15 protein-coding genes are annotated in these 21,751 nt (G+C 64.3%); 7 read left to right on the top strand and 8 right to left on the bottom strand.

The genetic code is table 11. The annotated features are described in order from the left end of the window. Positions 1–365: 365 nt before the first annotated feature. The 3 genes from NF616_RS02300 to NF616_RS02290 form a co-directional block, all read right to left on the bottom strand. Positions 366–1,769: an amino acid permease gene (locus NF616_RS02300; RefSeq protein WP_434091844.1), complete on the bottom strand. Its 1,404-nt coding sequence runs from the start codon at positions 1,767–1,769 to the stop codon at positions 366–368. 271 nt (positions 1,770–2,040) lie between these two features. Next, positions 2,041–3,093, bottom strand: coding sequence for a Glu/Leu/Phe/Val family dehydrogenase (locus tag NF616_RS02295; protein ID WP_252271429.1), 1,053 nt, complete (start codon positions 3,091–3,093; stop codon positions 2,041–2,043). A 174-nt stretch (positions 3,094–3,267) separates the two neighbouring features. Then, positions 3,268–6,735 (bottom strand): indolepyruvate ferredoxin oxidoreductase family protein, encoded by a 3,468-nt coding sequence (locus NF616_RS02290; protein WP_252271428.1) that lies wholly within the window; start codon positions 6,733–6,735, stop codon positions 3,268–3,270. A gap of 198 nt (positions 6,736–6,933) precedes the next feature. On the opposite strand from NF616_RS02290, the gene NF616_RS02285 reads away from it, so the two are divergent. The 4 genes from NF616_RS02285 (at position 6,934) to NF616_RS02270 (ending at position 10,924) form a co-directional block, all read left to right on the top strand. Next, positions 6,934–7,401: an Lrp/AsnC family transcriptional regulator gene (locus NF616_RS02285; RefSeq protein ID WP_252271427.1), complete on the top strand. Its 468-nt coding sequence runs from the start codon at positions 6,934–6,936 to the stop codon at positions 7,399–7,401. A 182-nt stretch (positions 7,402–7,583) separates the two neighbouring features. After that, positions 7,584–9,158: a GapS1 family protein gene (gene gapS1 / locus NF616_RS02280; protein ID WP_252271426.1), complete on the top strand. Its 1,575-nt coding sequence runs from the start codon at positions 7,584–7,586 to the stop codon at positions 9,156–9,158. A 774-nt stretch (positions 9,159–9,932) separates the two neighbouring features. Continuing rightward, positions 9,933–10,535, top strand: a complete 603-nt coding sequence (locus NF616_RS02275; protein WP_252271425.1) for a hypothetical protein — start codon at positions 9,933–9,935, stop codon at positions 10,533–10,535. Further along, a complete protein-coding gene (locus NF616_RS02270) occupies positions 10,532–10,924 on the top strand; it encodes a putative periplasmic lipoprotein (RefSeq protein ID WP_252271424.1) in 393 nt (130 codons plus the stop codon). The genes NF616_RS02275 and NF616_RS02270 overlap by 4 nt, the downstream gene beginning before the upstream one ends. Positions 10,925–11,581: 657 nt before the next feature. On the opposite strand, the gene maiA is transcribed toward NF616_RS02270, so the two are convergent. The 5 genes from maiA to NF616_RS02245 all read right to left on the bottom strand — a co-directional run bounded on the left by maiA (position 11,582) and on the right by NF616_RS02245 (position 17,511). Then, a complete protein-coding gene (gene maiA / locus NF616_RS02265) occupies positions 11,582–12,235 on the bottom strand; it encodes a maleylacetoacetate isomerase (protein ID WP_252271423.1) in 654 nt (217 codons plus the stop codon). 69 nt (positions 12,236–12,304) lie between these two features. Next, a complete protein-coding gene (locus tag NF616_RS02260) occupies positions 12,305–13,285 on the bottom strand; it encodes a fumarylacetoacetate hydrolase family protein (RefSeq protein ID WP_252271422.1) in 981 nt (326 codons plus the stop codon). A gap of 145 nt (positions 13,286–13,430) precedes the next feature. After that, positions 13,431–14,570 (bottom strand): homogentisate 1,2-dioxygenase, encoded by a 1,140-nt coding sequence (locus NF616_RS02255; protein ID WP_252271421.1) that lies wholly within the window; start codon positions 14,568–14,570, stop codon positions 13,431–13,433. 82 nt (positions 14,571–14,652) lie between these two features. Continuing rightward, positions 14,653–15,741, bottom strand: a complete 1,089-nt coding sequence (gene hppD, locus NF616_RS02250) for a 4-hydroxyphenylpyruvate dioxygenase (protein ID WP_252271420.1) — start codon at positions 15,739–15,741, stop codon at positions 14,653–14,655. A 267-nt stretch (positions 15,742–16,008) separates the two neighbouring features. Further along, on the bottom strand, positions 16,009–17,511 hold the full coding sequence (locus tag NF616_RS02245; RefSeq protein ID WP_252271419.1) for a calcium-binding protein: 1,503 nt from the start codon (positions 17,509–17,511) through the stop codon (positions 16,009–16,011). Between the two features lie 261 nt (positions 17,512–17,772). Here NF616_RS02245 and ccoG point away from each other — a divergent pair, with 261 nt between their 5' ends. The 3 genes from ccoG (at position 17,773) to NF616_RS02230 (ending at position 21,388) form a co-directional block, all read left to right on the top strand. Then, the gene (gene ccoG, locus NF616_RS02240) at positions 17,773–19,188 is read left to right on the top strand and encodes a cytochrome c oxidase accessory protein CcoG (protein WP_252271418.1); all 1,416 of its coding nucleotides are present in this window, start codon (positions 17,773–17,775) and stop codon (positions 19,186–19,188) included. Positions 19,189–19,250: 62 nt separating this feature from the next. After that, complete coding sequence (gene mapR / locus NF616_RS02235) at positions 19,251–20,660, top strand: GntR family transcriptional regulator MpaR (protein WP_252271417.1); 1,410 nt, start codon at positions 19,251–19,253, stop codon at positions 20,658–20,660. Positions 20,661–20,776: 116 nt separating this feature from the next. Beyond that, a complete protein-coding gene (locus NF616_RS02230) occupies positions 20,777–21,388 on the top strand; it encodes a hypothetical protein (protein ID WP_252271416.1) in 612 nt (203 codons plus the stop codon). Positions 21,389–21,751 lie beyond the last annotated feature (363 nt).

The following is a 21,751-nucleotide window of genomic DNA, read 5'->3' as shown; positions in this document are numbered from 1 at the left end:
GTGGTCTCGCCGCAAAGCGGCAGCCCACCAAATACGGCCGCACGCAGCCCTGGCGGTGCGCGCGGCGCACCCTACGTCGCAAGCCCGCCAGAACGGGCCTCCCCCGAACGCTCAATGCCCAGCCGGCACGCCGCCCTCGTAGGGTGGTCTCGCCGCAAAGCGGCAGCCCACCAAATACGGCCGCACGCAGCCCTGGCGGTGCGCGCGGCGCACCCTACGTCGCAAGCCCGCCAGAACGGGCCTCCCCCGAACGCTCAATGCCCAGCCGGCACGCCGCCCTCGTAGGGTGGTCTCGCCGCAAAGCGGCAGCCCACCAACTGCACCCGCACGCAGCCCCGGCGGTGCGCACGGCGCACCTGTCGGGATCAGCCCTGGCTGGCCAGCGACCTCGCCCCGATCGCCAACTTGGCGCGGTAGCAGACCCAGATGAACGCCAGCCACACCGGGATGGCGTACACCGACACCTGAATGCCCGGGATCATCAGCATCACCCCGAGGATGAACAGCACGAACGCCAGGCACAGGTAGTTGGCGAAGGGGAACCAGAAGGCCTTGAAGCTCGGCTGCACACCCTTGGCCATCATGGCCTTGCGGAACTTCAGGTGCGCCAGGCTGATCATCGCCCAGTTGATCACCAGGGCGGCAACCACCAGCGACATCAGCAGCTCCAGCGCGCTCTGCGGCACCACGTAGTTGACCACCACGCAGAGCAGCGTCACCGCCGCCGACAGGGCGATGGCCAGCACCGGCACGCCACGCGCGTTGACCTTCATCAGCGCCCTGGGCGCGTCGCCCTGCTCGGCCAGGCCGTAGAGCATGCGGCTGTTGCAGTACACGCCGCTGTTGTAGACCGACAGCGCCGCGGTCAGCACCACGAAGTTGAGCACGTGGGCAGCGGTGCCCTCGCCGATCAGCGAGAAGATCTGCACGAACGGGCTGCTGGCGTAGGCGTCGCCGCCCGAGTTCAGGGTCTTCACCAGATCGTCCCAGGGGTGCAGCGACAGAAGTATGGTCAGCGCGCCGATGTAGAAGATCAGGATGCGCCAGACCACCTGGTTGATCGCCTTGGGGATCACCGTCTTCGGCTGATCGGCCTCGGCGGCGGTGATGCCTACAAGTTCCAGGCCGCCGAAGCTGAACATGATGATGGCCATCATCATCACCAGCCCGGACACGCCGTTGGGGAAAAAGCCGCCATGGCTCCACAGGTTGCTGACGCTGGCCTGCTCGCCGCCCGCACCGCTGAACAGCAGGTAGCCACCGAGCAGGATCATGCCGATGATCGCCACCACCTTGATGATGGCGAACCAGAACTCGGTCTCGCCGAAGGCCTTCACGTTGACCAGGTTGATCAGGTTGATCAGCACGAAGAAGGCCAGCGCCGTGGCCCAGGTTGGGATCTCCGGCCACCAGTACTGCACGTATTTGCCCACGGCCGTCAGTTCGGCCATGCCCACCAGCACGTAGAGCACCCAGTAGTTCCAGCCGGACAGGAAGCCGGCGAACGGGCCCCAGTAGCTATGGGCGAAGTGACTGAAGGAGCCGGCGACCGGCTCCTCGACGATCATCTCGCCAAGCTGGCGCATGATCAGGAAGGCGATGAAACCGCCGATGGCGTAACCCAGGATCATCGAAGGGCCGGCACTCTGCATCACCCCGGCGGAGCCGAGGAACAGGCCGGTGCCGATGGCGCCGCCGAGGGCGATCAGCTGGATATGGCGGTTCTTCAGGCCGCGCTTGAGCGGGCCGGTGTGCAACTGCTCGGACATCAGCGAGCGCTCCAGATCGAGCGGAGGGAGAGGCAAGTGCGAGGCATGGGTTCACCTGTCTGGAAAATATGCCGCCGGACTTGTGATCCGGCGGGCGAGGCCCGCGGGCCGTGGGCTCCGGGGCGCGGGGAGTATACACCCGCCGGGCCGGCGGCCGGCAGGCGGGGCGGGAACTGGCGGGGCGGGAGACGAGCAAAAAGCCACCCTCTCCCCGACCCTCTCCCGTGAACGGGAGAGGGAGTGAAGCCCCGGCCTGTGGCAATGTCGGCGCTTAGCGGCCCAGGCGCTCCCGGGCCATGCGGTCGGCGATAGCGGTGGTGGTCGCGCCTTCCTGGGTCGCACGCTCGAAGATCTCCTCCAGGGTGGTTTCGATGCCTTCGATATGCGCCTTCAGCTCGGCCGCGCTGCCGCCGGTGCGCTCGTAACACACGTCGATGATGCCGCCGGCGTTGATCGCGTAGTCCGGCGCGTACAGGCAGCCGCGGCGGCGCAGCGCCTCGGCCAGCTCCGGGCTGGCCAGCTGGTTGTTGGCGGCGCCGGCGATGATCGGCGCGCGCAGCGCCTCGAGGGTCTGCGGATTGATGATGGCGCCCAGGGCGCAGGGCGCGAACACATCGACATCGAGACCGAAGATCTCGTGCTGGTCCACGGCCCGGGCACCCAATTGCTCGACGGCGCGGCGCTGGTTGGCCTCGAAGATGTCGGTCACCCACAGCTCGGCGCCGGCGTCCTTCAGATGCTTGGCCAGGCCGAAGCCGACCTGCCCGACGCCCTGGATGGCCACCTTGAGACCGTTGAGATCGTTGCGACCGAGGCGATGGCGCACGGCCGAGCGAATGCCGACGAACACGCCATAGGCGGTGGACGGCGACGGATCGCCATCGCGGGTGCCGCCGCCGAACGCCTCGCGCTGGCCGGCGCCCGCCACGTGGCGGGTACGCTCGGCCATGATCTGCATCTCGGCCACGCCGGTGCCGGAGTCGGCGGCGGTGATGTAGCGCCCGCCGAGGCTGTCGACGAAATCGCCCATGGCCTGGAACAGCGCTTCGCTCTTGCCGCTGCGCGGGTCGCCGATGATCACCGCCTTGCCGCCGCCCAGTGGCAGGCGCGCCAGGGCGGATTTGTAGGTCATGCCGCGGGACAGGCGCAGCACGTCGCGCAGGGCCTCCTCGTCGCTGGCGTAGTTCCACATGCGGCAGCCGCCCAGGGCCGGGCCGAGGGTGGTGTCGTGGACGGCGATGATGGCCTTGAGGCCGCTGGCCTGGTCGTGGCCGAAGACCACCTGCTCGTGGTGGTCGAAGTCGATATGGGTGAAGACGGGCATGGGAATTCCTTGATGTTCTTGTTGGATACGCAATGTTGGGTATGCACGGAGACCCCTCTCCCTCCGGGAGAAGGTGGCCGAAGGCCGGATGAGGGAATCCCAGGTGCCCGGAGACCCTCACCCCTGCCCCTCTCCCAAAGGGAGAGGGGTGGTCTGCTCCGGAGGGGGGTTCGATCAGGCCGCAGGCTCGAACAGCTGGACGGCGGAGATCTCGCTGACCAGCAGGCGCGTCTTGAGCTGCTCGGCCTGCTCGCGGGCCTTGGCCAGGGACTTGTCCTTGACGTGGCCGTAGCCGCGGATCTGCCCCGGCAGCTCGGCCAGGGCCACCGCGGTGCGGTAGTTGTCCGGGCGCTGTTCCTTGAGCAGCAGCTCGACCAGCTCCTCGTACTCGCCGATCAGCTCGCGCTCGACCTTGCGCTCGGCGCTGTGGCCGAACGGGTCGATCACGCTACCGCGCAGGAACTTGAAGCGCGCCAGTACGGCGAAGGCCTTGAGCATCCAGGGCCCGAAGGTGCGCTTGATCGGTGCGCCGGTGCGCGGGTCGGGCTTGGCCAGCCAGCTCGGCGCCAGGTGGAACTGCAGCTGGTAGTCGCCCTCGAACTGCGCTTCCAGGCGCTGACGGAAGGCCGGCTCGCTGTACAGCCGCGCCACCTCGTACTCGTCCTTGTAGGCCAGCAGCTTGAAGTAGTAGCGCGCCACGGCGCGGCTCAGGGCCTGGTCGGCGCCGCTGTCGGCCTGGCGCACACGGGTCACCAGGTCCAGGTAACGCTGGGCGTAGGCGGCGTCCTGGTAGGCGGTGAGACGGGCCATGCGGTCGGCGACGATCTCGTCGAAGCTCTCGCAGCGCGGCGCCTCGGGGTTCTTCGGCTTGGCCAGCTGCTCCACGGCGGCCAGGTCATGGGCGGCACGACGGCCCCAGAGGAAGGCCTGCTGGTTGAGCTTGATCGACACGCCGTTGAGCTCGATGGCCTTGTCGATGGCCTCGGCGGACACCGGTACCAAGCCCTTCTGATACGCATAGCCGAGCATAAACAGGTTGCTGGCGATGGTATCGCCGAGCAGCGCGGTGGCCAGGCGGGTGGCGTCGACGAAGTGGGTCTTGCTCTCGCCCACCGCCTCCACCAGCGCCTCGTGCATGGCCGCGCCGGGCACCCGGGCGTCCGGGTTGCGGGTGAACTCGGCGGTGGCCGCCTCGTGGCTGTTGACCACGGCGTTGGCGATCTTGTCGTTGAGCTTGGCCAGGGATTCCTCACCGGCCGCCACCACCAGGTCGCAGGCCAGCAGCAGGTCGGTCTCGCCGGCGGCGATGCGCACGGCGTAGATATCGTCCTGCTTCGCGGCGATGCGGATATGGCTGATCACCGGGCCGAACTTCTGCGCCAGGCCAGCCTGGTCGAGCACGGTGCAGCCCTTGCCTTCCAGGTGCGCGGCCATGCCCAGCAGCGCGCCGACGGTGGTCACACCGCTGCCGCCGACACCCGGCAGGAGGATGTTCCACGGCCGCGCCAGATCAGGCTGACGCGGTTCCGGCAGGGCCACGAACAGCGCCTTGGCACCCAGCGCCTCGGGCTTGCGCAGGCCGCCGCCGTGCACGGTGACGAAGCTCGGGCAGAAGCCTTCGACGCAGGAGAAGTCCTTGTTGCAGGCGTTCTGGTCGATCTCGCGCTTGCGCCCCAGCTCGGTCTCCAGCGGCAGCACGGAGAGGCAGTTGGACTTCACGCTGCAATCGCCGCAGCCCTCGCACACGGCCGGGTTGATGTAGGCGCGCTTCTGCGGGTCGGCCAGCTTGCCGCGCTTGCGCCGACGGCGCTTCTCGGTGGCGCAGGTCTGGTCGTAGAGGATCACCGAGGTGCCCTTGATCTCGCGCAGCTCGCGCTGCACGGCGTCCAGCTCGCGGCGATGGTGGAAGGTGACGATGGGCGCGAAGGTGGCGCGGGTCGGGTACTTGTCCGGCTCGTCGCTGACCAGGGCGATGCGCTTCACACCCTCGGCGAACACCTGCTGGCTGAGCTGGTCGATGCGCAGCTCGCCGTCGATGGGCTGGCCGCCGGTCATGGCCACCGCATCGTTGTAGAGGATCTTGTAGGTGATGTTGACGCCTGCGGCGACCGCCGCGCGCAGGGCCAGCTGGCCGGAGTGGAAGTAGGTGCCGTCGCCGAGGTTCTGGAACACGTGGGGAGTGTCGGTGAACGGCGCCTGGCCGATCCAGGTGGCGCCCTCGCCGCCCATCTGGGTGAAGGTGTCGGTGCGGCGGTCCATCCACTGAGTCATGTAGTGGCAGCCGATGCCGCCGAGGGCGCGGCTGCCTTCCGGCAACTGGGTGGAGCTGTTGTGCGGGCAGCCGGAGCAGAAGTGCGGGGTGCGCTTGGTGTCGTGCTTGGGCGCGGCCAGCGCGGCTTCCTTGGCGGCGAGGAAGGCCAGGCGCTCGTCGATGGTGGCGCTGGTGTAGATCGGCGCCAGGCGCTTGGCGATGACCCGGGCGATCATCGCCGGGGTCAACTCGGCCAGGTTGGGCAGCAACGAGTTGCCCTCCTCGTCGAACTCGCCGACCACCCGCGGACGCTTGCCGACTGGCCAGTTGTACAGCTGGCCGGTGAGCTGGTCCTCGATGATGCTGCGCTTCTCCTCGACCACCAGGATCTCGTCCAGGCCCTCGGCGAACTGGTGTACCGAGACCGGCTCCAGCGGCCAGCTCATGCCGACCTTCAGCACGCGCAGGCCCACTTGGGCGCACAGCTCGTCGTCCAGGCCCAGGTCGTTCAGCGCCTGGCGCACGTCCAGGTAGGACTTGCCGGTGGTGATGATGCCCAGGCGCGGGTTGGGCGAATCGAGCTTGATCTGGTTCAGGTCGTTGGCCAGGGCGAAGGCCCGGGCGGCGTAGATCTTGAACTGGTTGAGGCGCTTTTCCTGGGCCAGGGGCGGGTCCGGCCAGCGGATGTGTACGCCGTCTTCCGGCAGCTGGAAGTCGGTCGGCAGCTTGATCTGCACGCGCAGCGGATCAACTTCCACCACCGCCGAGGAATCGACGTTCTCGGCGATGGTCTTCAGCGCCACCCAGCAGCCGCTGTAGCGCGACAGCTCCCAGCCGATGATGCCGTAGTCGAGAATCTCCTGGACGTTGGCCGGGTTCAGCACCGGAATCGACGCGGCGATAAAGGCATGCTCGCTCTGGTGCGCGATGGTCGAGGACTTGCAGCCGTGGTCGTCGCCGGCCAGCAGCAGCACGCCGCCCTTCTCCGCCACACCGGCCGAGTTGCCGTGCTTGAACACGTCGCCGCAGCGGTCCACGCCCGGGCCTTTGCCATACCACATGGCGAACACGCCGTCGTAGCGCGCGCCGGGGAACAGGTTGGCCTGCTGGCTGCCCCACACGGCGGTGGCGCCCAGTTCTTCGTTGACGCCGGGCTGGAAGTGGATGTGGTTTTCCTGAAGAAACTGCTTGGCCTCCCACAGGCTCTTGTCGAGGTTGCCCAGGGGCGAACCCCGGTAACCGGAGATGAAGCAGGCGGTATTCAGGCCGAAGGCAGCATCACGCTGCTTCTGCAGCATGGGCAGGCGGGTCAGGGCCTGGGTACCGGTGAGGTACAGCTGGCCCGTGGCTACACGGTATTTGTCGTCCAGACGGATTTCGGCCAGAGACATGGGGCGCGCTCCTTTTGTTCTTGTGGTGAGCGAGGCGTGCCGGTTAGGCACAGCCGTTGAACCCTGGCGCGGGATCACCGCGACGGGTCGTTGCCAAAACTATGACCGAGGGGTTCTGGCTTTTTCTTTCTTTTTTTGAGCGGCAAGCGGGATACTGCGCATGAGTTATCCCGCCATGACAAATAAAGAGAAGAATTCATGCAGGAAAAACTGAGCCCCATCGATCGCCGCATCCTTCGTCTGCTGCAACACGACGCCGACCTCTCCGCCGCGGAGATCGCCGAAAAGGTGGAGCTGTCGCAATCGCCCTGCTGGCGGCGCATCCACCGCATGCAGGAAGAAGGGCTGATCGAACGCAAGGTCGCCCTGCTCAACCCGAAGAAGCTCGGCCTGGGCATCACGGTGTTCGTCGACATCAAGCTCTCGGCCCACGGCCGCAATAACCTGGACGAGTTCGAACAGGCGGTGGTCGGCTACCCCCAAGTGCTGGAGTGCCACACCATGGCCGGCGGCTCGGACTACCTGCTCAAGGTAGTGGCCAAGGACATCGCCGATTACGAACGCTTCCTGCGCGACCACCTGCTGCAACGCCCGCACGTGCACGAGGCGCACTCGCATATTGCGATGAGTGAGGTGAAGAGGACTACGGAGTTGCCGTTGGATTGACCGCCGCAAGGGCGAGGCACTTGATTATTCGAAGGGCAGATGGGTATTTGTATCGATATGAATGATCAACTGCACCCAGATTAACCATTAACCAACAACATGCAGCAAAAAATCCAAAGTTGAAACAGCCAGCTGCAACCTACTACAAACAATAAAGCCTTGCATAACCGCTAGGAGACTGGATGAGTATTGAAAAGTACCAGCAGGAGATCCGACTTATAAGTCACGAATTGGAAAGATACAACCATTTCTCAGTGATAAGCGCTGCAGTAGGTTCCCTAACAGCTGACAACTCAGACCGCAAAAAAGCAATTATGCGCATGCCCTGGGTTTTGCTATTGCTTTTAAAACTGGCGCTACTTGGTAAAAGTGGCGAAAAAAGCATGTCTCGAGAAGAATATTATGGATTCTCCAACAGACTATATGGAATCCAACACCTCGCATCAAATCTTGACGCGCAAACAATAGAGCTACAACTGCGCCCAATGCTTCTTCAGCAATTGTGGTACCAGCGCGGAGACGAATCAGCGCTGCTTTCCCTTTTTAGACAAAGCCTATTATTGAATGGAGAGAACCCTTGGTATGCAGATGAATTCAGAAAAATCAGCGGCATAAAGCTCCGAAATTTTTACATAATCACCATACATATAATGCTATCAGTTAAAAATCATAAATTAACCGTGTTGGATATAAATCTATTCCAGCTAATACACAATCTTTGCCCACAGATACCCTTCAATGAACTATTTCGCTATCTTGCCTTGATCGGCGTGAGGACCAGCGACCTTCAAGCCTTCATTGAATCGCATCGCCTCGATGATATTTACCAGAGCGAATATTACCAAGACACACCATTCAAAGAACGCCCAATATTAATCAATGGAGACCAACTCCTAGTAGTTGATTCAACTTTATTCTTTGCGAGCATGGCAGAATTCGTCCCTAGGTATCTAAAGAAAATCCCCGGACACAAAGATCAATTCGGACCGGATTTTGAAAAATATATTAACGAACTCTTAGAATTCTCCAAACTAAAATATTGGCCAGAAAATATCATAGAATCGCTTTACAAGAAGTACGGAATCCAAGGCAAAGTTGTTGACTTTCTAACCCACGACGAAAAACATGTCATCCTCATTGAAAGCAAGGCCATAGAGCCCAGCTCAATAGTTAAGACAGCAACAGATCCAGAGCTACTTAAGAAATTATTAGAGAAAAGCTTTATCAAGGCAATTCACCAAGGCATGCACTCCGCGACAGAGCTGGCAAAAACACCCGAGTTCAAGGATAAGAAATTCTCTTTATTGATAGTAACCCACGAGGACTTTGGAATTTTCGGGGGGCGCTGGGTTGCAGATCACATCGATACAAACTTACAGTGTGAATTAAATAAAAAACACCCTACCACACCTCTTTCTTTAGACGACATCTTCTACTGCACAATTAATGACCTAGAAGATCTAGCACGAGGTCAAGCAGCGGGAACAGTTGATTTATTTAACTTGGTTGAGTCGGCCTCAACGGCCGAGAAATCAGGACTTGAGCGTCGCATGATTTTTCAACAGGTAATTGACGACCATCTAAAAGGATCTGCTGATCGACATCAGAGCATGATGAGAGAAATGGATCTATACCTAGCAGACATGAGGCATGTAATTGAGTTAAATATTAAATTCTGGAGTGGCAAAGCAATGCTACTGATGGCAACCAGAGAGCAATTCTTGCGCGAGCTGAATCTTCGACAAGGTCAGTTCTAAATTTATTTCTAACCCACCACACGGAACTAACCAGCCCCTTTCGCCCTTACGGCGAGTCACTTTCTCTTGCCTGGCCAAGAGAAAGTAACCAAAGAGAAGGCCACTTCGACATCCGGGTCTGGCCTACGGCCAGACTTCCCTCCCTCCGGTGCCGCTCCGGGGGCCGGCTTACAAGGGCCGTCCCTGGCCCTTTAAGCCTCTCGCCGCATCCATGCGGCTCGTCCCCCTGCGCAACACCTCCACTCGGCCTACTGACGGGGACTCTGGCTCCGGGTTGCCTTGTGGTTTTTGTCTCGGCAGGTCGCGGCCAAACGCCCTCCTAGAGGAACTAGTCAGCATGGTTATGGTTGTGGGAGCGGTCAGCCGCGATATTTGGCAACTGCTGGGTAACCTGAATCGCGGCTGAAGCCGCTCCAACAGACAGCATTCGCTGGTGCCCTTTCAGGCCGCGCCAAACGCCCCATAGGGAGAGTGAGCAGAGCGGCATGGACCTCCGAGAGCACCATGCCGACGGACAGACGCAGTGGGAAAAGGGGACTGATTTATTTTCCATTGGATGAAGTTCAAGGGTGCCCGTTTGATGCCCTATCAAATCCAGTAACTATCGAGCATCGCTCTGCGCCGCCAGCACTATCGGCACGCAAAAACCTGACCGAATCGGTGAAAATGGGCGAGCTGACTTGATTTCGTCCAAGCCCCGCCGCTAGATTCCGAGACCTCTCTGCCGTAGGGCTTTTCGCCCTGCGATGGTCTCAACAGCAAAGGATTGTCGCCATGTGCCCTTCTCTCAGGCATTTACTGCCTGCCTTGCTCCTCAGTACTTCGTTCGCCGCGCAGGCGGATGTCCCGCCTACCGGCGACTTCTGGATCGTCCATCAGGAAGAGGCGGAGTCTGGATACCGCCACATTTACTACATCGATGATCGTACGGGGGCTAATGCCAGTCGCCCTGGGGGCATTCGCACGGCAGGCGTTTTCCAGTCGGAAAGTCGGGAGGGTGGAGCAGCGTGGGTCGGTTTCCTCGATATCGAAGTGGACTGTGCCAAGCAAAGAGCTCGCGTCACCAACATCCAGGTGCATAACGACTGGAGCAACACCTGGTCCGGCAAGGATGTAGACGGCGAATGGCTCAAGAAACCAGAAGACTGGATGATCAAGAGCCGGGACTTTGTCTGCAAGCCCGGTGAACGAGCGTCGAATCGTGCATACCACCACCTTGGGAAGATGCAGGTTTCGACCTTGGACGAGCAGTCCGGTGCGATTTTCGCCGCTCAAGGACGTGAGCTGGCAAAAGAAGCCATCCTGAAGAAAATCGATGAAGCATTCGACATGATGCCTCAGCCGGCAACCGGCGGCTCGAAGGAGAGCGTGCAATGAAAAAGATCATCGCGCTCGGAATGACGACCCTGCTGCTGAGCGGCTGCGCGGGCATGAACGTCCCGGATACCCTGGCCCGTAATTACTGGCAGGGTCGGCCGGCGGCTGAAGTCATCGACTACTTCGGCGCGCCACAACAGATAGGCGGAATAACCGACAAGCAGTGGGTCGTACTGGTGTATGGCTACGACACCTCGTACACCACGCGCGAAGCCCTCGGCACCTACACCGGCCCGGTAAATGGGCAAGTGGTGCACCAAGAATACTGGGGTGATGTGTTTAACCAAGCCAACTGCGAAATGCGTGTTGCAATCAACCGGGACAGGCGGGTGGACATGATCGCCACCAAGGGCTCCAACTGCGGCAGCATTGATCTGGTTCCGAACTAGCCGCGTGCCTTTCGCAGACGCAGATCGCCGCCTGCATGACCCAGAAAGCAAAACGCCCGGATGTTCCGGGCGTTTTGTTTAAAGCATTGAAACTGCATCAGCCAGCTCATTGCAGCTTCTCACCGCCATCAAACTACAGCCGTCTGCAGCCGACATCAGCTCTCCACTTGATCGTTGCCACCCTGTGCGTGGGAATGTTGCTTTCGGCGCTCTGCGTCCATTGCGTGTTTTGCGCTGCCGGCGGCTCTGTGACGCGGAGCGTCACGGGATGGGTTCCCACGCGGAGCGTGGGAACCATCGGGAAAGGAATACAGAGCTTTCAGGCAACTCCAAACGCCCCCTTCAGGAGGCCGAACGGAATCATTGCGCAAGGGGTTGAGCGGCATGGATGCCGCGAGAGACGCGATGGGCCAGGGATGGCCCTTCGCGGCGTGCCCCTGGAGCGATGATGGAGTGAGGGAACCCCGCCGCAGGCGGGGCCGGATGTCGGGGGCAAGCGTTTTTGGTTACTTTTTCCGCGATTGGAAAAAGTGACCCGCCCAGCAGGGCGGAACCACTGCCGAAGCCAACACGAAAACCAGCAGCGGCACGAAAGCACGCAGGAACAAAAGCGCCCTCTCCCTAACCCTCTCCCGTAAACGGGAGAGGGGATTAGAGCTAGAGCACTGCGTCTGGCTGAGCTTCCGGTGCTGCGGCCTTGAAAGCATCCAACGCCAGGCAGCGATCCTCCATCTCCAGCAGCTTCGGAAAAGCATCCAGCGAGCAGGCAAACCGCCGCGCGTTGTACAGCTGCGGAATCACGCAGGCCTCCAGATAGCCCGGCCGGTTGCCCAGCGACAGGCCACCCCTGAGCCCACCCAGCCCCTGCTCCACCGCCGCCAGGCCCTTCTCCACCCAGTGGCGGTACCAGGTGTTCTTCGCCTCGTCGTCGACGCCCAGCTCGGCGCTGAGGTACTGCAGCACGCGCAGGTTGTTCAGCGGGTGGATATCGCAGGCGATATGCAGGGCCAGGGCGCGCACCTGGGCGCGATGGACCGGATCGCCAGGCAACAGCGCCGGCACCGGGAAGACCTCGTCGAGGTATTCGAGGATGGCCAGCGACTGGGCGATGCGTGCGCCGCCGTTGACATCGTCCACCAGCAGCGGCACCAGTTCCTGCGGGTTCAGCTCACGGTACTCGGCCGCGTGTTGCTGGCCGCCGTCCTTGACCAGGTGCACCGACTCCTGCCGGTAGGCCAGGCCCTTGAGGCCCAGGGCGATGCGTACCCGGTAGGCGGCGCTGGAGCGCCAGTAGCCGTAGAGCGTCAGCATGGACTCGCCCACCCCGTAGCCCGGATGCAATCCGGGACAGGCCTGAGGATTTCCCGGACTGAATCCGGGCTACTCATACTTTTCCACCGTCTGGTCGATGGCGCCGAAGATGCTCTGGCCGGCGGCGTCGAACATCTCGATGCGCACCCGGTCGCCGAACTTGAGGAACGGCGTTTTCGCCTCGCCCTGCTCGATGATCTCCAGCATGCGCTTCTCGGCCAGGCAGCTGGAGCCGGCGCTGCGGTCGTAGTTGGACACGGTGCCGGAGCCGATGATGGTGCCGGCGCCCAGGGGGCGGGTCTTGGCGGCGTGGGCGACGAGGATCGGGAAGTTGAAGGTCATGTCCACGCCGGCGTTGGGCTGGCCGAACAGCGCACCGTTGATATGCGAGACCAGCGGCCGATGCACCTTGCCGTCCTTCCAGGCCTCGCCCAGCTCGTCCGGCGTCACCGCCACCGGCGAGAAGCTCGACGACGGCTTGCTCTGGTAGAAGCCGAAGCCCTTGGCCAGCTCGCCGGGGATCAGGTTGCGCAGCGACACGTCGTTGACCAGCATCAGCAGCTGGATGCGCTCGGCCGCCTGGGCCGCCGTGGCGCCCATGGGCACGTCGTCGGTGATCACCGCGATCTCCGCCTCCAGGTCGATGCCCCAGGCCTCGTCGGCCATCTGGATCGCTGCGTGCGGCGCGATGAAGCTGTCGGCGCCGCCCTGGTACATCAGCGGGTCGTGCCAGAAGGATTCCGGCATTTCCGCGCCACGCGCCTTGCGCACCAGCTCGACATGGTTGACGTAGGCGCTGCCGTCGGCCCAGTGATAGGCGCGCGGTAGCGGGCTGTGGCAGTCGGCCTGGTCGAAGACGAAGGCCTCGTCGATCAGCCCGTCGTTGAGGCGCTGGTAGACCGACTCCAGCAGCGGGCGCTTGGTCGCCCAGTCGTCCAGCGCGGCCTGCAGGGTAGCGGCGATCTGCGGCACCTTGACGGCGCGGGTCAGATCGCGGGAGACGACGACCAGTTCGCCGTCGCGGCCCTGGTTGAGTGATGCGAGTTTCATGAGTTGTTCCTATGCATTGAGCTGTTCTCCCCTCTACCACTCGTGGGAGAGGGGTCGGGGCGGGCCGCGTAGGCAGAGGGTGAGATTGCCTGCCCCTCTCCCTGGCCCTCTCCCCCGAGGGGAGAGGGAATAGTCCGTGTAGTTCTCAGCCTTGTTTCCCCGGCGCACGCCAGGAGTTCACGTACTCGGGCACGTCCACCGCGGCGGCGGCCTCGGCCACCTCCAGCGCGCGGCGGGTGTCGATCATCACGGCCACTTCCTCGGCGAAGGTGGCCGGGTCTTCCTGGGCCTTCTTCAGCGCCTTGGGGTGCGGGCCATGGGGGAAGCCGCAAGGGTGCAACGTCACCATCCCAGCCTCGATGTTGTCGCGGCTGAAGAAGTTGCCGCGGTGGTAGAACAGCACCTCGTCGTAATCGTCGTTGTTGTGGAAGAACGGCACCTTGAGCGCGCCGGGATCTGACTCGACGGGACGCGGAGTAAAGGTGCAGACCACGAAGCCGCTGGCGACGAAGGTGGTGTGCGCCGACGGCGGCAGGTGGTAGCGATGGCTCATCAGCGGGCGGATATCGCGCCAGTTCAGGCGCACCACCGTGTTGTCGCCGTGCCAGCCGACCGCATCCAGCGGGTTGTACGGATAGGTGACGGTGCTGATCTGGTTGCGCCGCTTGATGCGGATCTGCCAGGTGCGCTCGTCCTGCTGGGCCTTGAAGGCGTCGTCGATGCGCGGGTGGTCGAGCACCGCCGGGTCGAAGATCGCCTGCGGGCCGAGCAGGCCCTTGTCCGGCAGCTGGTAGGCGCCGTCGGTGTTCTCGATCAACAGGAAGTGGCTGGGCGCGCTCGGCTCGATGCGCCAGGCGGTGCCGCGCGGGATTACCAGGTAGTCGCCATCGCGGTATTCCAGGTGGCCGAAGTCGCAGTAGAAGTGCCCTGCCCCGTCATGCACGAACAGCAGCTCGTCACCGTCGCTGTTGCGCACCAGGTGGCGCATGGTTTCGGCGGTCTTCCACACGCGCAGCTTCACGTCGGCGTTGTGCAGGCACAGCGGCGCCTCCAGCGGGCAGTCGCGCTCGCTGGCAATCCTGTTGAAGTTGAACGCGTGTGGGCGCAGCGGGCCTTCCCAATCGATCCAGCCGGTGGGCGGGTGCTTGTGGTGCAGGTGGGTCACCGGGCCGAAGAAGCCCTCGCGGCCCATCTCCCGCTCGTAGGTGCCCTCGGGAAAATCGCAGTGGGCCTGGCGCGAATGCTCGCCCTCGCGCAGGGGGAAGCTGATCCATTTGCGGCTCATGAGCTGACTCCCGGCAGGGTGTCGCGGGCGCACCGCATGACGAGGCCTTTATGGTGCGCGCGGCGCACCCTACGGAAGGGGCTCATCGTTCCTCGGCCTTGATCACGCCGCGACGGACCTGGTCCTCTTCGATGGATTCGAACAGGGCCTTGAAGTTGCCCTCGCCGAAGCCCTGGTTGCCCTTGCGCTGGATGATCTCGAAGAAGATCGGGCCGATCACCGTGTTGGTGAAGATCTGCAGCAGGATGCCGTCGTCGCCGGGCGCGCCATCGATGAGGATGTTCAGATCGCGCAGGGTGGCGGTCGGCTCGCCATGGCCGGCCACGCGGGTGTCGACCTTTTCGTAGTAGGTGTCCGGGGTGGACATGAAGTCCACGCCGTTGGCGCGCAGGCGGCGCACCGTTTCGTAGATATCGTCGGTGCTCATGGCGATGTGCTGAATGCCTTCGCCCTCGTACTCGCGGATGAATTCCTCGATCTGCGACTTGTCGTCGGCCGACTCGTTGATCGGGATGCGGATCTTGCCGCAGGGCGCGGTCATGGCCCGGGAGAACAGGCCGGTGAGCTTGCCCTCGATGTCGAAGTAGCGGATCTCGCGGAAGTTGGCGATGCGCTCGTAGAAGCCGGACCAGACGTCCATCTGCCCGCGCTTGACGTTGTGGGTCAGGTGGTCGATCTGCTGCAGACCGACGGCGTTGTCGCCCGGCTTGCGGCCCTCGATGTACTCGAAGTCGACGTCGTAGATGGTCTTGTCGCCAAAGCGGTCCACCAGATACAGCAGCGAGCCGCCGATGCCCTCGACACAGGGGATGTTCAGCTCGCCGAAGTTGGCGTGGCTGCCAACCAGGGTGGCGCCCTGCTGCTCGACATAGGCGGCGGCCTGGGCGGCGTTCTTCACCCGGAAGGCCATGGCGCAGGCGCTCGGCCCGTGCTTCTCGCCGAAGGCGCGCACGTGGCCGGTGGGGCTGCCGTTGAGCACAAAGTTGATGTCGTTCTGCTGGAACAGCCAGACCTGCTTGGAGCGGTGCTTGGCGGTTTCGGTGAAGCCCATGGCGCTGAACAGCTGGCGCAGCTGCTCGATGCCCTCGGCGGTGGGCGCGGTGAATTCGACGAACTCGAAACCGTCGGTTCCGATGGGGTTGTGCTGATCGATCTTGGCCACGGCGTTCATCCGGCCTCCATGATTGTTGTTGTGGGCGGTCGCCCGTGCTCGCTGTGGCACGGGTGGATGACCTCATCACAACCGCGCGGCGGCCCTGCGACAAGCCGCCGCAACAGTCGCCGCCGTGCTCGGCACCGGGGGCCTCGGCAAGTTTTCCTTACAGCGCCGCCGGCCACCTAGATGCACTCGAAACTGCGTAAGGAATTCTTGCCAAGGCGGTGCGAAGAGCTGCCACTCGCTCGCAGGCCGTTCCCTGGCCCGCCCTGACACGGCGCTTCAAGCCTGAATGTGCTGCATGTTCGCCTCGCTCAGTTGATCGGCGACCACGCCGAGCAGGTACACCTTGCTGTGGTTGTTCGCCTCGATCAGGGTGCCGGTGCCGGACGCGCTCTGGTGCTCGCTGATGTTCAGCTGACTGAAGGCGCTGGTGGAGGCGACGAACTGGAGAAGGTCTTCCCGGGGATTGAAATCCAGGATCGTATCGGTACCGAAGTCGGCATCCAGAAAGCCGCCCGAATCCGGCTCCCGGATGCTCAGGCGAACCTGGAAGGTGTCCCGGCCCTCGCCGCCGCTCAGGTAGTCGTTGCCATCCGCCTCGACGCTGCTCACGCCACCGAACAGCCAATCGTCGCCGGCCCCGCCGTACAGACGATCGCTGCCGCCCAGGCCGATCAGCCGGTCGTCGCCGTCACGGCCGTAGAGACGGTTGTCGCCCTGACTGCCGCGCAGGTCGTCGTCGAATCGGCTGCCGCCCAGGTTCTCGATGTTCAGCAGCAGATCACCATCGGCCTCGCTGTCGTCCACCAGGGCGGTCAGCGAATCGAGACGGACCCAGACGCGCGACGCGGCATCGGCGTAGTCGGCGGTGTCCTGGCCCTCCCCGCCGTCCAGGTGGTCGGCGCCGGCACCGCCACGCAGCAGGTCGTTGCCCCAGCCGCCATACAGACGGTCGTCACCGGCGTTGCCGGAGAGACGGTCGTCGCCGCTGGGCTGCCAACGCGAATCGCCGTGGATGACATCGTCGCCGTTGCCGCCACTGATACGGTCCGCGCCGCCCTCGCCGCGCAGCTGGTCGCTACCGACGCCACCGCTGATCACATCGCCGTCATAGCCGCCGTAGAGCCAGTCGGCCTCCCCACTGCCACGCAGCACGTCCTCGCCGAAACCGCCCCAGGCATAACCACTGGAACGCAACTGCATGGCGTCGTCGCCGCCGCGGCCGTAGAGCAGGGTCAGCTCGTTCCCGCCGGTCAGCACCTCGTCGCCGTCGCCGCCGATCACCTGGCCGACGACCGCATCGTCCGGTACCCAGGCGCCGTAGAGATGGATCTGCACGTCGTCGTCATCGCGGAAGAAGAAGCCGCCGGCGTCGGCCTGGCTCATCCAGAAGTTCGGCCCATCCGGATCGTCCTCGGAGAACAGGAAGGCCTGGGCATCGGCCAGCGGCTTGTCCAGGCCCTGGCTGGTCAGGGTCAGCACCGGCGCGCTCCAGGGCGTGAAGTCGTCTTGGTCCAGCCCGCCGACCCGCGGCACCGGCAGCGCAAAATCTACGCCGGCGCCGGCATCCAGGGCCACGCTGCCCAGCCCGGCGCCGTCCAGCGCGGCGAGGTAGGCGGTCAGCGCCGCGCCGCCGAGGGTGAGCTGGCCCTGCACCTGCTCGCCGGCGCTGTAACCGTAGGCGCCGGGGTCCATGTTGACGTAGTGATCGCCGCTGTCGTCGAAGAAGCGGTCTTCGACCAGACCGTAGAAGGTCCAGCCCATGCTGTCGGTGGTAGCCATATCCAGTTCCTGTCAGCGATTAGACCGACCGGGCCGGCGCATGATCCGAAATGCGCCCGGGTGGAATCCTCATGCACGCCCCGGCGGGATTGCCCCGCCCGCGCATTGGACCGGCCCGCCTGGGCTAACGCTCGGGCCCCTCCGACGAAAGGCCGACCGCACCATCTGATACGGTTTTTGCCGATCAACCTGAGTCTGTTATCCAAACAGCCCGACGCGCACAGTTCGCTCAGCCTGATTACAAGCCCGAGGGGCACCACCATGAGCGAGCGCATCCCCGCGCGGATCATCGAGAGCATCGACCCGCGCCAGCCCATCCGCCTGACGCCGGCGCAAGCCGGCGGGCCGATCCACACCCGCAGTTTCAGCGGCCGCTTTCGCGATCTGCGGCGCTACGGGGCGGGCCTGCTGTTCCTGTTGTTCTTCGGCACCGCCTGGCTGAACTGGGGCGGGCGCCAGGCCGTGCTCTGGGACCTCTCCGAACACCGCTACTACATCTTCGGTGCCACCTTCTGGCCGCAGGACTTCATCCTGCTCTCGGCGCTGCTGATCATCTGCGCCTTCGGCCTGTTCACCATCACCGTATTCGCCGGCCGCGTCTGGTGCGGCTACACCTGCCCGCAGAGCGTGTGGACCTGGGTGTTCATGTGGGTGGAAAAGGTCACCGAGGGCGAACGCCACCAGCGCATCAAGCTCGACGCCGCGCCCTGGGGGCCCGCCAAGCTGCTGCGCCGCGGCGCCAAGCACGGCCTGTGGCTGGTGGTGAGCCTGGTCACGGCGCTGACCTTCGTCGGCTATTTCACGCCGATCCGCGAGCTGGTCGCGGCGCCCTTCAACGGCGAGCTGGACGGCGCCACGGCGTTCTGGGTGCTGTTCTTCACCGCCGCCACCTACCTCAATGCCGGCTGGCTGCGCGAGAAGGTCTGCGTGTACATGTGCCCCTACGCGCGCTTCCAGGGCGTGATGTTCGACCAGGACACGCTGATCGTCTCCTACGACGCCGGCCGCGGCGAGCGGCGTGGCCCGCGCAAGAAGGAGATCGACCACAAGGCCGAAGGCCTCGGCGACTGCATCGACTGCACCGTCTGCGTGCAGGTCTGCCCCACCGGCATCGACATCCGCGACGGCCTGCAGGTCGACTGCATCGGTTGCGCCGCCTGCATCGACGCCTGCGACAGCATCATGGACCGCATGGGCTACGAGCGCGGGCTGATCCGCTACACCTCCGAGCGCGAACTGCAGGGCGGCCGCACCCGGCTGCTGCGCCCGCGCCTCGTAGGCTATGCGGCGGCGCTACTACTGATGATCGGCGCCTTCTGCTGGGCCCTTGACGCCCGCTCGCTGGTCTCGCTGGACGTGGCCAAGGACCGCGGCATGTTCCGCGAGAACGCCGCCGGGCAGATCGAGAACGTGTACCGGCTCAAGGTGATCAACAAGACCCAGCAGCCGCAGCGCTACCACCTCGGCCTGGCGCCGAACCAGCCGTTCCGGCTCAGCGGGCCGGGCGACCTCGCGCTGGCGGCCGGCGAGATCGTCGACGTGCCGGTGAGCGTGGTACTGGAGCGCGAGCCTCTGGGCCGCAGCGCCGCGCCGGTGTATTTCGAGGTGATCAACCTGGCCGACCCGAGCCAGCGCCAGGAGGCCGACAGCACCTTCCTCGCCCCGAGCGGCCGCTGATGGCGGATGGCCGCACGCTGCCCGTAGACTGTGGCCCGTCATGGACCACAGTCGGGAACGGGATGAAGCGCTACGAGCAGTTGGCCGACCAGATCGCCGAGCTGATCCGCAGCGGCGTGCTCGCCCCCGGTGAGCGGGTGCCCTCGGTGCGCCACGCCCGGCGTACCTACGGGGTCAGCCCGTCCACCGTGTTCCAGGCCTATTACCTGCTGGAGGACCGCGGTCTGATCCAGGCCCGCGCCCGCTCCGGCTACTTCGTTCGCGAACTGGCCCGCCAGCCGCTGGCCGAGCCGGGCAGCAGCGCGCCGACCGCCGCCAGCACCGAGGTGGACGTCAGCGAGCTGGTGTTCTCCGTGCTCGGCTCGCTCAAGGACCCGCACACCGTGCCGTTCGGCTCGGCCTTCCCCAGCCCCGAGCTGTTCCCCCTGCCGCGCCTGGCCCGCTCCATGGCCCACGCGCTGCGCGACATGCCCGGCCACGCGGTGATCGCCGACATGACCGCCGGCAACCCGGACCTGCGCCGGCAGATCGCCCTGCGCTACATGGTCGCCGGGGTGCGCCTGCCACTGGAGGAACTGGTGATCACCACCGGCGCGCTGGAAGCCCTCAACCTCTGCCTGCAGACGGTGACCCGCCCCGGCGACCTGGTGGCCATCGAGTCGCCGGCCTTCTACGCCACGCTGCAGGTGCTCGAGCGCCTCAAGCTCAAGGCGGTGGAGATCCCCGTGCACCCGCGCGAGGGCATCGACCTCGGCGTACTGGCCGAGCGCCTGGAGCACCTGCCGATCAAGGCCTGCTGGTTCATGAGCAGCCTGCAGAACCCCATGGGCGCGAGCCTGAGCGAGGCGAAGAAGATCGAGCTGTATGCCCTGCTCAAGCGCCACCAGGTGCCGCTGATCGAGGACGACGTGTACGCCGAGCTGCACTACGGGCCGCAGCCGCCCAAGCCGGTGAAGAGCTTCGACGACGACGGCCTGGTGATGCACTGCGGCTCCTTCTCCAAGAGCCTGGCGCCGGGCTATCGGGTGGGCTGGGTGGCCGGCGGGCGCTACGCCGACCAGGTCGCCCGGCTCAAGCTGATGACCACCATTTCGCCGTCGGTGCCGGCCCAGGCCGCCATCGCCGACTACCTGCAGCACGGCGGCTACGACCGTCACCTGCGCAAGCTGCGCATCGCCCTGGAGACCCAGCAGGCGGCGATGCTCGCCTCCGCCGCCCGGCACTTCCCGGCCGAGACGCGGGTCACCCGGCCCAACGGTGGCTACTTCCTGTGGTTCGAATTCCCCGAACGGGTCGACTCGCTGCAGCTGTTCCAGCTCGCCCTGGCCCAGGGCATCAGCCTGGCGCCGGGGCCGATCTTCTCCGCCACCCGCGGCTTTCGCAGTTGCGCCAGGCTGAACCATGGGCACGCCTGGGATGCCCAAAGCGAGAGGGCGATGGAAGTGCTCGGGCGCATCCTCGCCTCGTTCTAGCGCGCCGCCGTTGCCTGCGACGGCCGCTGGAGCGCGCTGTCTATGCTGCCAGTAGGCAGCCAGCGACTCGCCGACCATAATGGCAACATGCCATGCCAAAGCAAGGACAGACGATCATGAGCGACGACAGCGAAACGCCCAGCAGCGATGGGCTCACCGAACAGCAGCGCCTCGAGCAGCTGGAAAAGGCCGGCCGGCTCAACCGCATGCTGATCTTCGGCCTGGCCGGCGCGCTGGTGCTGAACCTGGTTGCCTGGGTGCTGGTCGCCATCTTCGGCGGCTCGGAGACGCCCGAAGGCGAGGAGCAGCCGAGCGCCGCGAGCATGGCCAGCGTCGAGGCGCTGCAGAAGGAAATCGGCGCGCTGCAGTTGCAGATCGCCCCGCTGCAGCAGCAGGTCAAGGACCAGCAGCGGCTGATCCTGCTCCAGGCGCAGCAGCAGGTAGTCCCGCCTACTGAGGCCGAGGCCCCGGAGGTGAACCCGGCCCCGCGCGAACAGGACCGGGAGAACGTGCGCATGGTGTCACGCACCCTGATCGGCCAGGAGCACAACTACCAGCAGACGCTCAACGCGCTCAAGGAAGGCATGCGCGAACTGGCCGCCATGACCCCGGGCTCGCGCAGCTGGCTGGACTTCTACGTCGAATCCCTGGCCAAGCCGATGGCCGACAGCCAGGCGCGGGTCAAGGCGCTGCAGGCGTGGGAGAGCAAGCAGGCTGCCAACCCCTGAGTTTCTCTCGTCTCATGCCACCTCGCCGCAAAACGTCACCGCAACCCGTCGGCGAAGCCGCGATCCACGGCTGCCTGACCTTTATCATGAGATGGCCTCAATACCGGCGGATAGACCTCCGACAGTGATGACGCCGCCTTCCCCCAGGGGTAATACCAGCGGCACCGACATCGAAGCCGACTATTGGCTCCAGCTGCAGCTTCTCCGCCGACCTGCACCTGCACCTGCAAAGTAAAGCCATCCGCAGCAAGCCGGTGGAACAGCTACCTGATCGCGCCCAGGGTCAGCACGGCTCCGACTGGCAATAACTACGGCGGAGGGTCAGGAACTTATCCGACTTTCACTTGGGCCCGCTACGAATGC

It is taken from the genome of Pseudomonas subflava, from assembly GCF_023823685.1.
Classification (GTDB): Bacteria; Pseudomonadota; Gammaproteobacteria; order Pseudomonadales; family Pseudomonadaceae; genus Aquipseudomonas; species Aquipseudomonas subflava.
Note: the sequence above shows the minus strand (reverse complement) of the source record. Positions and strands in the feature narration are given on the sequence as shown.